Raw genomic sequence first — 13730 nt, 5'->3', positions numbered from 1 at the left:
TTACACTAATGAGTAATAACGTCTATTAATGAATATTTGCAACTAAATCGACAAGCAAATTTTAGTGAATTAAAATTGAACTTTTGGAGCGTGTTTAATGACTTCTTTATCTTCAAACTCCAGCATTTGTGCATCAACTGGGTGACCAAACATAGCCGCGAATAGGGTTTGCGGAAAACTTTGACGATAAGTGTTATAAGACATAACTGAATCATTAAATGCTTGGCGAGCAAAGGAGACTTTGTTCTCGGTGGTAGTTAGCTCTTCAGTCAGCTGCATCATATTTTGATTGGTTTTTAGATCGGGGTAAGCTTCCATCACCATATTAAAACGTGACATGGCACCGCTTAATACTCCTTCTGCATTAGAGAGCTGAGCCATAACGCCACTATCCCCAGGGTTAGCAGCCGCTGCTTTTAATAAAGATGCCGCTTCATTACGAGCCGCAATAACCGATTCTAAGGTCTCTCTTTCATGAGCCATTGCTTTTTTAGCGACTTCTATTAAGTTAGGAATTAGGTCATAGCGTCTTTTTAACTGCACATCAATTTGAGCAAAGGCGTTTTCAAATCGATTTTTTAAAGCCACTAATTGGTTATAAATGTTGATTACGTAGAGAATCGTAACCACAACTATCGCTAAAAAAATCATCATTCCAGTACTCACAGCAAACTCCTCGGTCTTTTAATTATGTATTTTTTATTTTACACATTTTGATTAAGGGAATTAGATAAAGATAACCGATATTAATAACTGTTTTATAGGGAAAATTAATAAACTGATGTCGCTGTGGTTTAGTCAGTTAAAGCCGTCAACATTTCCATTATCTTCATCTTATTTTCATAATTAGATTTTCATCTCACTCCATTTATGATTAAAATGGAACTAATTTACAGCTTGTCATAATCCATACGTTTATGGGCTATTTTATAAGCCACTCTAACAAACAAGGATACATAAAAATGATTACATCTCTATTTAAAAAAGCAGCAATATTAACCCTGGCAGTATCCAGCCTTACGGTATTTGCTTCAGCCTATAGTTCAACCGTATATGCCGACGATGAATTCAGCGATTCTCAGCCTGAAATGACGCAAGACGTGGATGATGCTGAATACGATAAAACCATTGCAGCGTTTCATCAAGCTCCGCAGTCAGCGGCATTTTTTGATAACTCATACGGTTATGCCGTTTTTCCAACGATTGGTAAAGTGGGCTTTGTGATAGGTGGTGCTTATGGTAAAGGACGTGTTTATGAGCATGGTCGTTTAGCTGGAACGGCTGAAATGACTCAAGCGACCATTGGTTTTCAATTAGGTGGTCAGGCGTTTAGCCAAATTATCTTTTTCCAAGATCAGCGTGCTTATGATGAGTTTACTAGCGGAAACTTTGAATTTGGCGCCCAAGCCTCAGCCATTGTTATTAATGCGGGTGCCAATGCAGAAGCCTCAACCAAAGGTACATCTGCCTCTGCTAATGCTGGAGAAAGACATGTTAAGGCCGATGGTCAATACTATAAAGGCATGGCGGTATTTAGTTTAGCCAAAGGTGGTTTGATGTATGAAGCAACTATAGGTGGCCAAAAATATAATTTTTATCCTAACTAATTCGCTTTAACTTTAACTTTTTAAAAGCCGCCAAATATTAATATTTAACATTAATATTTGGCGGCTTTTTTGGTTACCTTTTTTGTTTACTTTATGTAAACTGTTCAGCAAACAACCCCCTATCAATAAACTAAAAATAATACTATAAGGCAAAATATGGATATTTTAGGCTGGCTAAATGACACGGTTTTACACCTCTCAGGTTGGATGAAAGGATATTTGTATCAAATCGTTCTCTCTATGGTTGCTACACTTTTAGTGATTTATGGCGATAACATTATGAAGATTGTTAAACAACAAATCGGTACTTTAAAATTATTTTTAAGAATCACCCTGTTTGTTGCTTTTTGTGCGTTTGGCTTTAGTTTTCTTACCTCAATAGCCGCACCATTTTTAAGCGGTTTCTTGGCCAAGTCTGACCCACTCTATTTACCGTTTATTATTGTATTTATTTATTATGGTTTAGGATATTTGGCACAAAAGAAAGGCATGATTTAACCATTATAGATTAATGGTTTAAGCCATTATTTTAGACAATAAAAAAGCCAATTTACCAGGGGCCTGGTATGCCTTGTGACCGGCGATACACTGTGAGCATAGGGTAAATTGGCTTTTTGTAATAGGTTGAGTGTTTAAACACTCAACAACTATTAATTAGCTACGGCTAGTCACTTCTAATAAATGATAACCAAACTGAGTTTTTACTGGCCCTTCAACTGAACCCACATCCGCACTGAATACCACTTTGTCAAATTCAGGAACCATCATACCAGGACCAAACTGACCTAAATCACCACCGTTTGAACCTGATGGACAATTTGAGTTTGCTTTTGCTACTTCAGCAAAATCTGCCCCATTAGCAATTTGATCTTTCAATTCATTACATTTCTCTTCTGTATCTACCAAAATGTGGCGGGCTGTTGCTAAAGTCATAGTATTTCCTTTTCAAAACTTATCAATAAAACGTCAATTAACGTTGCTTTAATTAATATAAAGACAAATTAATAGCTTTCAAGGCTGATAATGTGAATTTTTAAAATAGTTTTTGCTATTTTCCTGCCCTTACGCACTCTTGCTCATTTATAATATTGCACTATGACGACACAGACTAAACACCCAACCCAACCTTTCGCATCTATACCAATGCAGGCTGTAGGACCTTTTAAACTTATTGGCGATGTAGAAGTCGATGATTTAATGGTACCAATGGCAACCTATGAAACCCCTCTTTGGCCTTCCGTAGCTCGTGGAGCTCGTGTTGCTGCTCACTCTGGTGGCATTAGGGTAACGGTGATTGATGAAAGAATGACTCGCTCAGTATTGCTACAAGCTCCAAATGCAGGAGTTGCCGCTTTACGTTTAAAACAAATTCAAGCACGCCATGGTGATTTGCAAGAAGTTGTCTCGCAAAGTAGTCGTTTTGCTAAATTGATTGATACCCATTATCAAGTTGTGGGCAATTTAATTTACTTACGTTTAGAGTTTAAAACAGGTGATGCATCAGGTCACAATATGGTGACTAACGCTGCAGATAAGTTACTACCGTGGTTATTAGAACAATACACCGATTTGAGCTATGTCTCTATCTCAGCAAACTACTGCACAGACAAAAAAGTTTCAGCGGTTAACGGTATTTTAGGCCGAGGTAAATATGTGGTTTGTGAAACCACGATTCCAAGAAAATTTTGTAAACGTTTTTTAAAAACCACACCAGAAGCATTGGTTGATCTACATATTAAGAAAGACTTGATTGGCAGTATCGTCTCAGGCGGATTACGTTCAGCCAACGCTCACGTTGCCAACATGTTGTTAGGGTTTTATTTAGCAACAGGGCAAGATGCCGCCAATATCGTTGAGGGATCTCAAGCGATTAACCATGCAGAAGTCACTCCGGAAGGTGACCTATACTTTTCAACCACCCTACCCAACTTAATTGTGGGAACAGTGGGCAATGGCAAAGGTTTAGACTTTGTTTTAGAAAACTTAACTTTACTAGGCTGTGCTAATAACAATGCTCAACCTGGTGAAAATGCTCGCCGCCTAGCTTGTATTGCAGGTGCTACCGCTTTTTGTGGCGAGTTATCGTTGCTTGCCGCACAAACAAATCCTGGTGAACTGATGGAAGCTCACATAAAGTTAGAACGAGCTCAAAATGACTAAAAAGAGTTCATTGAGTTTTGCAGAACAAGTCACCAGCCGTAAACAAGATCATATTGATGCGGTATTAAATGACCCGCAAGTAGAACGTCGTAATGGAGTTTACGGCCAAGGTTTTGACCAAGTTCGATTAATGCATCGCGCTCTACCAGAATGTGACTTTGCAAGCATTGACACCACAACCACATTTTTAGACAAAACTATTAGCTTTCCATTTTTAATTGCTTCAATGACTGGTGGAGCCGCCAACAATTTAGGTGATATTAACATCCATTTAGCTGAAGCAGCTGAAGCTCTTAATGTACCGATGGCAGTAGGCTCCCAAAGAGCGATGATTATTGATGAAGCCGCCAAACAAAGTTTTGCGATTAGACAATACGCCCCCAATGTGCCTCTTATTGCCAATATGGGTGCGGTACAGCTTAATTATGGGTTTGGTTTAGATGAAGCTCGCAGAGCGATTGATGTCTTAGAAGCCGATGCCTTATATCTACACCTTAATCCATTGCAAGAAGTGGTTCAGCCTGAGGGTGATACCGATTTTGCAAATCTGGCCAATAAGATTCATGCTCTGGCTGAAAATATTGAAGTGCCCATTATTCTTAAAGAAGTAGGTTGTGGATTGTCTCCACAAGATATTGAATTAGGGCTGTCTGCAGGTATTAGCCACTTTGACTTGGCTGGAAGAGGCGGTACTTCATGGAGTAGAATTGAGGCCCACCGATCTGAAAATGATTTAGGCATCATCTTCCAAGATTGGGGTCTTACCACATACGAAAGCCTTAAATTAGCTCAACCTTATCAAGAAAATGCGTATTTTATTGCCAGCGGCGGCATACGAAGCGGAATGGATATGATAAAAGCTGTTATAATGGGCGGTCGTTTGTGTGGTGTAGCCGCTCCATTGTTAGAGCCTGCCCAACATTCAACAGAAAAAGTTGTCGCCAAAATAGAACAATTTCAGCAAGAGTTCAAAACAGCTCAATTCTTGCTCGGCATCAAAAATTGCGATGCCTTACATTTAAATACTGCTTTGATCTTACCTTTTTAGGTTTGTATTCAGAGTAAATAACAACCCAATTATTTATGTACTTGCCTCAATGCTTGGCGGACTTTCACGTTTTTAAGCAACGATGCTCAAGTAGTGTAATTAAGAAAAGAACGAATCCACTTTAGATTATGAAAGTAGGCATTGATTTAATCCATTTTGCAACAGCAGACTATTTCCTAGGCTTAGATACCTTTGCCGCAGAGAAACAGACTGATGTAAATAAATTTACCATTGGTATTGGTCAAGAAAAAATGTCCATAGCTCCTCCAGATGAGGATGTGGTAAGTTTAGCAGCAAAAGCAGCTGCTCCAATATTAGACCAAATTAATAGCAACGAAGTCAGTGCTGTCTTATTCGCTACTGAAACCGGTGTTGACCAATCAAAGTCAGCAGGTGCGTTTTTACACGGGTTATTAGGTTTATCAAACCGTTGTCGCGTAATTGAATTAAAACATGCTTGTTATGCAGGTGCGGCAGCTCTTCAAATGGCCACAAATATGGTGCGTGTAAATCCGAAAGAGAAAATTCTTGTGATTGCTGCGGATATTGCAAAATATGATGTGGATACCTCTGGTGAAGCCACTCAAGGTTGTGGTGCTGTTGCTATGTTAGTTACAGAATCACCGCGTATCATTGCAATTGAACCTGGTTCAGGTTATTACACGGATGATGTAATGGATTTTTGGCGACCTAACCATCGCACAACCGCTTTAGTGGATGGAAAATACTCAACAAAAGTCTATTTAAACAGTCTTAAGCACGCTTGGGAACACTTTACCGAGCTAACTGAACGCAAGTTTGAAGATATCGATTACTTCTGTTATCACATTCCATTTACAAAAATGGCTGATAAAGCTCACAAAACCCTAATTAAAAAAGTGGGGGCTACCTTAACCCAAGCACAGCAAGATTCGCAAACCCTACCAAGTCAGCTATATAACCGCATTGTGGGTAATAGCTATAGTGCCTCTTTATTTGTAGGCTTTATCTCTTTACTGGATAATGTAAAAGAGAATATTGAAGGCAAGCGCGTTAGTTTTTTTAGTTATGGTTCTGGTTGCGTTGCTGAATTCTTTACTGGAATTATGCAAGCCGGATATAAATCTGTTTTAATGACAGCAAGTCATAAAAAACAAATTGATGAACGTCTACCTTTAACGTATCAACAATATCTCGATTTTTATCATAATGTTGATAACAGCATTGAAAACATCGTTTACCCAGTGACCAACAAAGGGCCGTATCGTTTAGCAGGTATTGAAGAACATAAACGCTACTATCAAAAAACTACATAACAAATATGTAGGTATGTAGGTACTCAAAATATGCACTCCGCCATGCAAACTCTCTGTTCCGTTCCTGCCAAAATCATCCTTTCAGGGGAGCATGCAGTTATTTATAACAGCTCAGCTCTGAGCATGGCGATTAAACTTTATACTCACTGCGAATGTCAGTTTGAACAAAGCAGTACCAGCAGTGCCACCATTGAATTGGTTGATTACCAACAAAAACATAGCTTTCCCTTAATGGTTTGGCAAAACCTTGCCACCAACATAGAGACTCGCTACACCCTTTTCAGCAACGGCAGCACTGCCATTCAAAGTGTTATTGTTCAACCTATTGATTTAGTGGTGAATGTACTACATCACTTTGATCATTTTCATACTATGAAAAAAGGTAACTGGCACTTCAAAATCTATTCTGAAGTACCAATTGGAAAAGGCCTAGGTAGTTCTGCCGCGGTTATTTTATCTATTTTAACCAGCCTATTTACTCACCATAACTTAGAACCAAATCGTGAGATTTTATTGGCTTTAGCCCGTAAAATTGAAGCTAGACAACATGGACAATCAAGCGGTATTGATCCCGCCACTATGTTATATGGCGGGCTTTTGGAATTTAACCAAAATAAAACCACCCAAAAACTAAACACTCAAGACTTTAAAGCCTGGTTAATTGATACCGGCTGCCCTGTCAGCACCACTGGACAAGCGGTTGATGCCGTAAAAAAGCAATTCGCCACAGACGTAACTTTATGGCAACAGTTTGCAGGAATTACCCAAAATATTATCCAGGCCTGGTCAGAGCAAAATAGTGCCAACCTCTATCAATACATTGAACAAAATGAGATGTTACTTGAACATATTGGCGTTGTACCCAAACGAGTACAAACTTTTATAGAACAGGTTAAAACCGATTTAAACGGCATCACAAAGGTATGTGGTGCAGGCAGTGTAAAAGGTGACAATGCTGGAGTTTTAATCTGTTTTTCTAAAAAAGAGCCTAAAGCGTTATGTGAACAATTTGGTTACCAATGGCAACGCATCAGTATTGATAACCAGGGGGTACAATGCCGCCAGCTGTAAAACCGGATTCGTTACCTAGCTGGCACAGTCAAGCACCAGCCAACACTATGATTTTGGGCGAGCACAGCGTAGTTTATGGACACCCTGCCCTAGCTTGTGCAGTAAATCAGTTTGTAAAGATTACATGGCATGCCAGAGCTGATAACGCCCTTAATATTTACTCTGCTTTGGGCCAACATCATACTCAAATAGATGCCATTTCTCTTCATCCAAAACTTAATTTTGCTGTTGCCGCATTGCAGGCATTTCAATACCAACTGCCACATGGTTTAGATATTCATATTGAGAGTGAGTTCTCCTCCACGATTGGTCTTGGTAGTTCTGCTGCAGTGCTTGCGGCCATGCTCTCTGGTTTAAATACCATTTGCCAAACCAAACATGAACTTATTGCTCTGTTTACAATAGGTCATAAAATCATTATTGATATTCAAGGTCGTGGTTCAGGCACAGATTTAGCCGCCAGTTTATCGGGCGGTGCTATCTATTTTCAACCCAAAAATGAAACCCACAAACACCCTGTTATTAAAAAAATAACGGTTGAACTACCAATCCAACTATTTTACTGTGGCTACAAAACCCCTACTGCCGTGGTATTGCAGCAAGTCGCTGAGGCCTGGCAAAACAAACCTGCTGAGTTAAGCATGCTTTATCGTGCTATGGCTAAAACGACCCGAACAGGATTTGAAGCTTTACAAAACAATACCTTCAGTGACTTTTACCAGGCCTGTAAAAAATACCAACAACTCATGACTGAGCTTGGTGTTAACGACTCCACCCTACAAACCATTATTGATTTACTAACAAGCTGCCCTTCAATTGATGCGGCTAAAATCTCTGGTTCTGGCCTTGGCGACTGTGTATTAGCGATTGGTGTTTTAGATAACTGTTCTACTGAAACCTCTAACAGACTAAACAACTATCAACAGATTAGCGTTAATATTTGCGAAAAAGGGGCTTTTACGCTCTGTGATTCAAATTACCAGGCGTAGTAAAAGCAAGTTAAAATCAGATAAAAATAGATAACAAAACAATTCATTAATGGTTAAAAACCAATATATTCAATATTTAGGACCATGTTATGTCAAAGAGCCAAACGCCTTTAACAAGCAAGCAAAAGCAACAGCAAACCTTTGTTCACCAAGTTATTGGCCATACGTCATCTCATAATGCTTTACAGGCTAAAAAGGCCAGTGGCGATGGTTCAGCCCCAGTGAATATTGCGTTGAGCAAATATTGGGGTAAACGTGATACCGTATTAAACCTACCTACCAATAGTAGTGTTTCGATTAGCTTACCGAGTTTGGGAACTTCAACTCAAATTAGCCTAATAACAGAATCAAACGAACCTGACCAAGTTTCACTTAATGGAGAATCGTTAGAATCCAGCCACCCTTTTGCCAAACGAGTAAGTGAATTTTTAAATCACTTTAGAGTAACTCCAAACACCACTTTTAACGTAGTCACTAAAAACAGTGTGCCTACGGCGGCGGGTTTAGCGTCTTCTGCTTCGGGTTATGCGGCATTGGTTTTGGCTTTAGATGATTTATTTGATTGGCAGTTAACACACAAAAAACTCTCACTATTAGCTCGATTAGGCAGTGGTAGTGCCAGTCGTTCTGTATTTAATGGCTTTGCCATTTGGCACCAAGGTAATCAACAAGATGGATTAGATAGTTTTGCCGAGCAAATTGAAACTCAATGGCCTGAGTTTTGTGTAGGGCTATTAGAAATAGATATTAAGCAAAAACCGGTTAGCTCAACTCAAGGCATGCAAAATACGGTAGAAACCTGCGAACTTTACCAGGCCTGGCCTAAGCAAGCTAATGCGGATGTACAAACCGTATTAACCGCAATTAAAAATCACGACTTTAGCCTGTTAGGTAAAACCGCAGAACATAATGCCTTAACCATGCACGCCACCATGATTGCGACCTGGCCGCCAATTGTTTATTGGCAACCAGAATCCGTTAAGGCGATGCACACCGTTTGGGAACTGCGTGAACAAGGCGTAGAGGTTTATTTTACGATGGATGCAGGGCCAAATTTAAAATTGCTGTTTCTAGAAACGCAAAAGCCTGCGGTTATGCAGGCTTTTGGAGATATTAAGATTTTAGAGCCGTTTAAAGATTAGAGGTTAAATAAATCATTTAACAATCGATAAACTTGGCTTTTTCTTATCTGATTTTTTGGCATTTGAATCTGCTTTTGAAGCGGTTTTTGATTTATCATCTTTTGAAGATTCCACCGACTTCAAGGTTGGTTTATCTTCTTGCTCATCATACCCATCTGGATAAGGCTCTGGTGGAAACGGCATACCATGACCATTTTCACGGGCAAAACAAGCTAAGACTGCTTCTGGCGGAAAGTAAATACTACGCTCCACCCCGCCAAAACGAGCTTTAAAGGCAAATAAATCATTATCTAAACTTAAACCAACCACGGCAGATGGGCTTGCGTTTAACACGATCACACCGTCTTGAACAAACTCCTGCGGCACATTGGCACCAGGATAGTTCGCATCAATTTGTAAATGCGGTGTCCAGTCGTTATCTACAATCCAATCGTAAATAGCACGAATTAAATAAGGGCGATTCGAAATCATCGTCATAAACCTTAAAAAACGTCTCGCATATCGATTTCATCGTCAGACAAACTCTCTTGGAACATCTCTCTGCTTAACACTTTATCTGCATAATCCGTAATGGCCTTAGCCCCTTTTGGAAGTTCAATTCCTAAAGATGGTAGACGCCATAGCAATACAGACATACTGATATCAACCAAAGAGTAATCTTCGCTCATAAAATATGGCATGTGATCAAATACAGGAATTAACTGAATTAAACGCTCTAGTAAGTTACGACGAGCCGTTTTAACCGCATCAGCATCTTCACTGTTAGCAATAGTATCAATTAACGGATACCATTCTGTTTCAATTTGACGCAACATTTGGCGCGAACGGGCTTTTGAAATAGGGTCAACAGACATTAACGGCGGATGCGGAAAACGCTCATCTAAATACTCAATAATGACTTGTGGATCATAAAGCACTAAATCTCTATCTACTAAAGTAGGTAGCGTTGCATACGGATTAAGCTCTAACAAATCTTCTGGAAGATTGTCTTTATCTACTTCAATCACCTCCATTGGAATATCTTTCTCTTTAGCAACTAAGCGTACACGATGGCAGCTTGGGCTTTTAGAGTCAGAAAATAAAACCATTACGGAACGTTTAGTGACTGGAATGTCGGACATGGAGCTCTCCTAAAATAAAAACACGAATAACTTAATGAATACGTGCAAAATACATTTTGCTAAACGTTTTAATTAAGGCTTTTTAAAATTGTTTAAGTTGATTAATAATTATACACCCTCTGTCAAGCCCTTTTGCTCTAGCAAAAGCTCTCTAGCCACTAAAATAAGCCGTTATTACAGAGTGTTAAGCACAATTAAAGGTTTTACCAGGCCTGGCAAATTGTAATTTATTTATAAATAATCAGGGTTTTAGAGTAATTAGGCATCTTCAATACCAAAACAGATACCTTGCTGAAGATTAGAGAGGTTTTGCTGTAAGGCAAATAATCTATCTATACCCAAAGCCACCCCACTACAATCTGGCAGAGTTTGTTGGTTTAAGGTTTGCAATAGGTTCTCATCTAAAGGCACAGCAGGTAGGCCCAATGTCTGTCTTTGCTGTAATGCTTCTGTAAAACGTTGACGATAAATAGTTGCGTCTGCCAACTCATGATAGCCATTTGCCAATTCCATACCGTTTACAAAAACCTCAAAACGTTCAGCAACCAATGGATTATCTTCACAAACTTGGGCTAAAGCGGCATCTTTAGCGGGATAATGGTACATAACACTTATAGTGGGTTTACCTTGATGATTGCCTAATTGAGGTTCAATTACTTCAGTTAAAACCAATTGCTCCCACAAATCTTTATCATCATTATCCACCCCCACAATTTCTGCAATATTATGTTTTTTTAAGCAGGCCTGGTAATCTTCAGCGGTGGCGTTAAATACATTCTCAATATGAGCATATTTTGCAAACACTTGTTGATAACTCAAAGTCTCAACTTCTAATGGCAAATCAGCATGAAATTGCATAGCGATTTGAATCAATTCAATTACTTCATCAATAAGTTGAAACATTGAAAAACCAAGGCGATACCACTCCAACATACTGAACTCTATTTGATGACGCGGGCTTAAATCACCATTACGAAACACCTTACCTAAATAGAAAATATCGCCACTGCCTTCACACAACAGCCGTTTCATTGGATATTCTGGAGAGGTGTGCAAATAATAAGTCTTTGGTTCTTTATAACCAGGCACTTGCAGTTGAGAGCTTAAAGATGCCAAATGAACATCAGGCGTTGCCGCTTGAGAGAGCATAGGGGTATCTACCTCTAGCACTGAGCGGGCATAAAAAAACGCCCTAACCTGTTGCAACAAGTTAGAGCGTTTTTGTAGAGTGTCGCGTCTATTCAACATAAAACCTTATTTAGAATTAGAGCTTTTAAATAAATTGCTGAAAAAGGTGATTTTTGTTCAGTTTCGCGTCGTGCGAGAAGCCGTAGCGGACGACTACATGGATGTAGTCGGTAGAGCAAAGCAGGATGCCCGAGCCGAATGTCCTTACTAGTACATGAGCAACGGAAGTCACAGTGCAACAAAGAAGCTGGGCAAAAAGCACTTTTTCAGTTTTTATTTAGCACGTGAAATGTATTCACCCTTTTCGGTATTTACAATAACTTTTTCGCCAATTTGTACGAATAAAGGAACTTGTACCACAGCACCCGTTGATAAGGTCGCTGGTTTACCACCTGTTCCCGCTGTATCACCTTTTAAACCTGGATCAGTATCAGTCACTTCAAGAGTAATCTGCTTAGGAGGGGTTACCGAGATAATTTGACCATTAAACAACGTCACTAAACAAACATCTTGCTCAATTAACCATTTTGCAACATCAGAAACCGCGGCTTCTGCGGCTTGATATTGTTCAAAAGAGGTTTCGTCCATAAAGTGCCAAAACTCACCGTCGTTATATAAGTACTGTAAGTCAGTATCGATTACATCTGCCGCTTCAACTTTTTCACCTGACTTAAAGGTTTTTTCTAGAACTTTACCCGTCATTAAGTTACGGTATCTAACACGGTTAAAGGCTTGCCCTTTACCTGGAGAAACTTGAGTATTTTCAATAATTGAACATGGTTGACCGTCCATTAAGAACTTCAAACCTGCTTTAAATTCAGTTGTGCTGTAAGTTGCCATATCTTTACCTGAGTACTTGACTTAAAATAATCGCGACATTCTATCTTAAAATACCTTAAAAAACATCATAAGTTAAAACGACCCAATAATAATCAACCATATTTACTGATACTTTTAACGTTAACCATACAACAAAAAACACATACTTCATGGCTAAAAATTTAAGCTCTATACAGTCCGAATCGCAAAATGATTCGCCTAATAATCGTACCTCAAATAAACTCATGCAGCTTGTTCAAACTCTTGAGCTTAATTCAGTAAACCATAAAAATTTAGAAGAGATTGGGATTATTAAAGAAAGTGATTTTATTTATAAAGCACCCAATGATTTTATTGAGCAAATTCAAATCAATAACCTAAATGATCCCCTGCTTAAACAGATATTACCCGTCAAAGCAGAAAATCAATTAGCGATAGATTTTGTAAAAGACCCGGTTGGCGATCTACAAAAAAACCCAACGCCAAGTTTGATTCATAAATACCAGGGCCGAGTATTATTGATTGCTAGCCCAAAATGCGACATTCATTGCCGCTACTGCTTTAGAAGGCATTTTCCTTATGAAGAACAGAGTAATCAACGCCATTGGCAAGCTGCAATACAACAGATAACTCATGATAAAAGTATTCATGAAGTGATTTTAAGCGGTGGCGATCCAATGAGCTTAAGCGAGGCGGTTTTAATGCGCTTAATTGAATCTATTGAACAAATTAAACACATTACCACCATACGAATTCATAGCCGAACGCCCATTGTATCGCCATCTACTGCACCGCAAAAAGCATTGTTAATTTGGGCACAACAAAGTCGTTTAAATAAGGTATTAGTGGTGCATTGTAATCACGCCAATGAATTAAGTGATAAAACTGCAGCCTTGCTACAACAATATCGCCAAAGTGGTTTTACGCTATTGAATCAAAGTGTATTGTTAAAAGATATTAATGATTCAGCAAACACCTTGGCAGAACTCAGCCACAAGTTATTTTCTCAAGGCGTTTTGCCCTACTACTTACATCAATTAGATAAGGTTCAAGGTGCAAGCCATTTTGAGGTAAGCGATTCTGACGCAAAACAAATTCACGAACAGTTATTAACGCAATTACCAGGTTATTTAGTACCAAAATTAGTAAGAGAAATTGCCGGACAGCAAAGTAAAACGCCTTTATAAAACAAAATATTTTGTTTTCACTCTAACCACACGACAAAAGATATTTTTTAAATAAGACGAAAGCTAACAACAAACGCCCAACTTCCCCTTGGAATAGATTGAG

15 protein-coding genes are annotated in these 13730 nt (G+C 39.0%); 9 read left to right on the top strand and 6 right to left on the bottom strand.

Features of this window, described 5'->3' with window-relative positions; translation table 11 throughout:
- Positions 1-69 precede the first annotated feature (69 nt).
- Positions 70-666 (bottom strand): LemA family protein, encoded by a 597-nt coding sequence (locus ACORJQ_RS05105; protein ID WP_321326577.1) that lies wholly within the window; start codon positions 664-666, stop codon positions 70-72.
- Positions 667-962: 296 nt separating this feature from the next.
- Here ACORJQ_RS05105 and ACORJQ_RS05100 point away from each other — a divergent pair, with 296 nt between their 5' ends.
- Both ACORJQ_RS05100 and ACORJQ_RS05095 read left to right on the top strand, forming a co-directional pair.
- Positions 963-1607 (top strand): lipid-binding SYLF domain-containing protein, encoded by a 645-nt coding sequence (locus tag ACORJQ_RS05100; protein ID WP_321326576.1) that lies wholly within the window; start codon positions 963-965, stop codon positions 1605-1607.
- 156 nt (positions 1608-1763) lie between these two features.
- On the top strand, positions 1764-2105 hold the full coding sequence (locus tag ACORJQ_RS05095) for a DUF3392 family protein (protein WP_321326574.1): 342 nt from the start codon (positions 1764-1766) through the stop codon (positions 2103-2105).
- A 156-nt stretch (positions 2106-2261) separates the two neighbouring features.
- On the opposite strand, the gene ACORJQ_RS05090 is transcribed toward ACORJQ_RS05095, so the two are convergent.
- Positions 2262-2540, bottom strand: a complete 279-nt coding sequence (locus ACORJQ_RS05090) for a peptidylprolyl isomerase (protein WP_321326572.1) — start codon at positions 2538-2540, stop codon at positions 2262-2264.
- 162 nt (positions 2541-2702) lie between these two features.
- Between ACORJQ_RS05090 and ACORJQ_RS05085 the strand changes: the two genes are divergently transcribed.
- The 6 genes from ACORJQ_RS05085 to mvaD all read left to right on the top strand — a co-directional run bounded on the left by ACORJQ_RS05085 (position 2703) and on the right by mvaD (position 9312).
- Positions 2703-3767: a hydroxymethylglutaryl-coenzyme A reductase family protein gene (locus tag ACORJQ_RS05085; protein ID WP_321326571.1), complete on the top strand. Its 1065-nt coding sequence runs from the start codon at positions 2703-2705 to the stop codon at positions 3765-3767.
- Complete coding sequence (gene fni / locus ACORJQ_RS05080) at positions 3760-4815, top strand: type 2 isopentenyl-diphosphate Delta-isomerase (protein WP_321326570.1); 1056 nt, start codon at positions 3760-3762, stop codon at positions 4813-4815. The genes ACORJQ_RS05085 and fni overlap by 8 nt, the downstream gene beginning before the upstream one ends.
- 128 nt (positions 4816-4943) lie before the next feature.
- Positions 4944-6110 carry a hydroxymethylglutaryl-CoA synthase gene (locus tag ACORJQ_RS05075; protein WP_321326569.1) on the top strand — a complete coding sequence of 389 codons (1167 nt, stop codon included), beginning with the start codon at positions 4944-4946 and terminating at the stop codon, positions 6108-6110.
- Between the two features lie 30 nt (positions 6111-6140).
- Entirely contained in the window at positions 6141-7181 is a 1041-nt protein-coding gene (locus ACORJQ_RS05070) for a mevalonate kinase family protein (RefSeq protein WP_321326568.1), read from the top strand.
- Positions 7166-8170, top strand: a complete 1005-nt coding sequence (locus ACORJQ_RS05065) for a mevalonate kinase family protein (RefSeq protein ID WP_321326567.1) — start codon at positions 7166-7168, stop codon at positions 8168-8170. Before ACORJQ_RS05070 ends, ACORJQ_RS05065 begins: the two co-directional genes overlap by 16 nt.
- 89 nt (positions 8171-8259) lie before the next feature.
- Positions 8260-9312 carry a diphosphomevalonate decarboxylase gene (mvaD, locus tag ACORJQ_RS05060; protein ID WP_321326565.1) on the top strand — a complete coding sequence of 351 codons (1053 nt, stop codon included), beginning with the start codon at positions 8260-8262 and terminating at the stop codon, positions 9310-9312.
- Between the two features lie 12 nt (positions 9313-9324).
- On the opposite strand, the gene ACORJQ_RS05055 is transcribed toward mvaD, so the two are convergent.
- The 4 genes from ACORJQ_RS05055 to efp form a co-directional block, all read right to left on the bottom strand.
- A complete protein-coding gene (locus ACORJQ_RS05055) occupies positions 9325-9783 on the bottom strand; it encodes a ClpXP protease specificity-enhancing factor (RefSeq protein ID WP_321326564.1) in 459 nt (152 codons plus the stop codon).
- An 11-nt stretch (positions 9784-9794) separates the two neighbouring features.
- Positions 9795-10433, bottom strand: a complete 639-nt coding sequence (locus ACORJQ_RS05050; RefSeq protein WP_321326563.1) for a glutathione S-transferase N-terminal domain-containing protein — start codon at positions 10431-10433, stop codon at positions 9795-9797.
- 258 nt (positions 10434-10691) lie between these two features.
- Positions 10692-11681, bottom strand: a complete 990-nt coding sequence (gene epmA / locus ACORJQ_RS05045; RefSeq protein WP_321326561.1) for an EF-P lysine aminoacylase EpmA — start codon at positions 11679-11681, stop codon at positions 10692-10694.
- 213 nt (positions 11682-11894) lie between these two features.
- Entirely contained in the window at positions 11895-12461 is a 567-nt protein-coding gene (efp, locus tag ACORJQ_RS05040; RefSeq protein WP_321326560.1) for an elongation factor P, read from the bottom strand.
- A 149-nt stretch (positions 12462-12610) separates the two neighbouring features.
- On the opposite strand from efp, the gene epmB reads away from it, so the two are divergent.
- Positions 12611-13627: an EF-P beta-lysylation protein EpmB gene (epmB, locus tag ACORJQ_RS05035; protein WP_321326559.1), complete on the top strand. Its 1017-nt coding sequence runs from the start codon at positions 12611-12613 to the stop codon at positions 13625-13627.
- The last annotated feature ends 103 nt before the right edge of the window (positions 13628-13730 follow it).

Origin of the sequence: Thiomicrorhabdus sp., from assembly GCF_963662555.1 — a bacterium.
Classification (GTDB): domain Bacteria; phylum Pseudomonadota; class Gammaproteobacteria; order Thiomicrospirales; family Thiomicrospiraceae; genus Thiomicrorhabdus.
Note: the sequence above shows the minus strand (reverse complement) of the source record. Positions and strands in the feature narration are given on the sequence as shown.

Coding starts and splice junctions, on each gene's coding strand:
- ACORJQ_RS05100 (WP_321326576.1), top strand. CDS start 963: ATGATTACATCTCTATTTAAAAAAGCAGCAATATTAACCCTGGCAGTA.
- ACORJQ_RS05095 (WP_321326574.1), top strand. CDS start 1,764: ATGGATATTTTAGGCTGGCTAAATGACACGGTTTTACACCTCTCAGGT.
- ACORJQ_RS05090 (WP_321326572.1), bottom strand. CDS start 2,540: ATGACTTTAGCAACAGCCCGCCACATTTTGGTAGATACAGAAGAGAAA.
- ACORJQ_RS05085 (WP_321326571.1), top strand. CDS start 2,703: ATGACGACACAGACTAAACACCCAACCCAACCTTTCGCATCTATACCA.
- fni (WP_321326570.1), top strand. CDS start 3,760: ATGACTAAAAAGAGTTCATTGAGTTTTGCAGAACAAGTCACCAGCCGT.
- ACORJQ_RS05075 (WP_321326569.1), top strand. CDS start 4,944: ATGAAAGTAGGCATTGATTTAATCCATTTTGCAACAGCAGACTATTTC.
- ACORJQ_RS05070 (WP_321326568.1), top strand. CDS start 6,141: ATGCACTCCGCCATGCAAACTCTCTGTTCCGTTCCTGCCAAAATCATC.
- ACORJQ_RS05065 (WP_321326567.1), top strand. CDS start 7,166: ATGCCGCCAGCTGTAAAACCGGATTCGTTACCTAGCTGGCACAGTCAA.
- mvaD (WP_321326565.1), top strand. CDS start 8,260: ATGTCAAAGAGCCAAACGCCTTTAACAAGCAAGCAAAAGCAACAGCAA.
- ACORJQ_RS05055 (WP_321326564.1), bottom strand. CDS start 9,783: ATGATTTCGAATCGCCCTTATTTAATTCGTGCTATTTACGATTGGATT.
- ACORJQ_RS05050 (WP_321326563.1), bottom strand. CDS start 10,433: ATGTCCGACATTCCAGTCACTAAACGTTCCGTAATGGTTTTATTTTCT.
- epmA (WP_321326561.1), bottom strand. CDS start 11,681: ATGTTGAATAGACGCGACACTCTACAAAAACGCTCTAACTTGTTGCAA.
- efp (WP_321326560.1), bottom strand. CDS start 12,461: ATGGCAACTTACAGCACAACTGAATTTAAAGCAGGTTTGAAGTTCTTA.
- epmB (WP_321326559.1), top strand. CDS start 12,611: ATGGCTAAAAATTTAAGCTCTATACAGTCCGAATCGCAAAATGATTCG.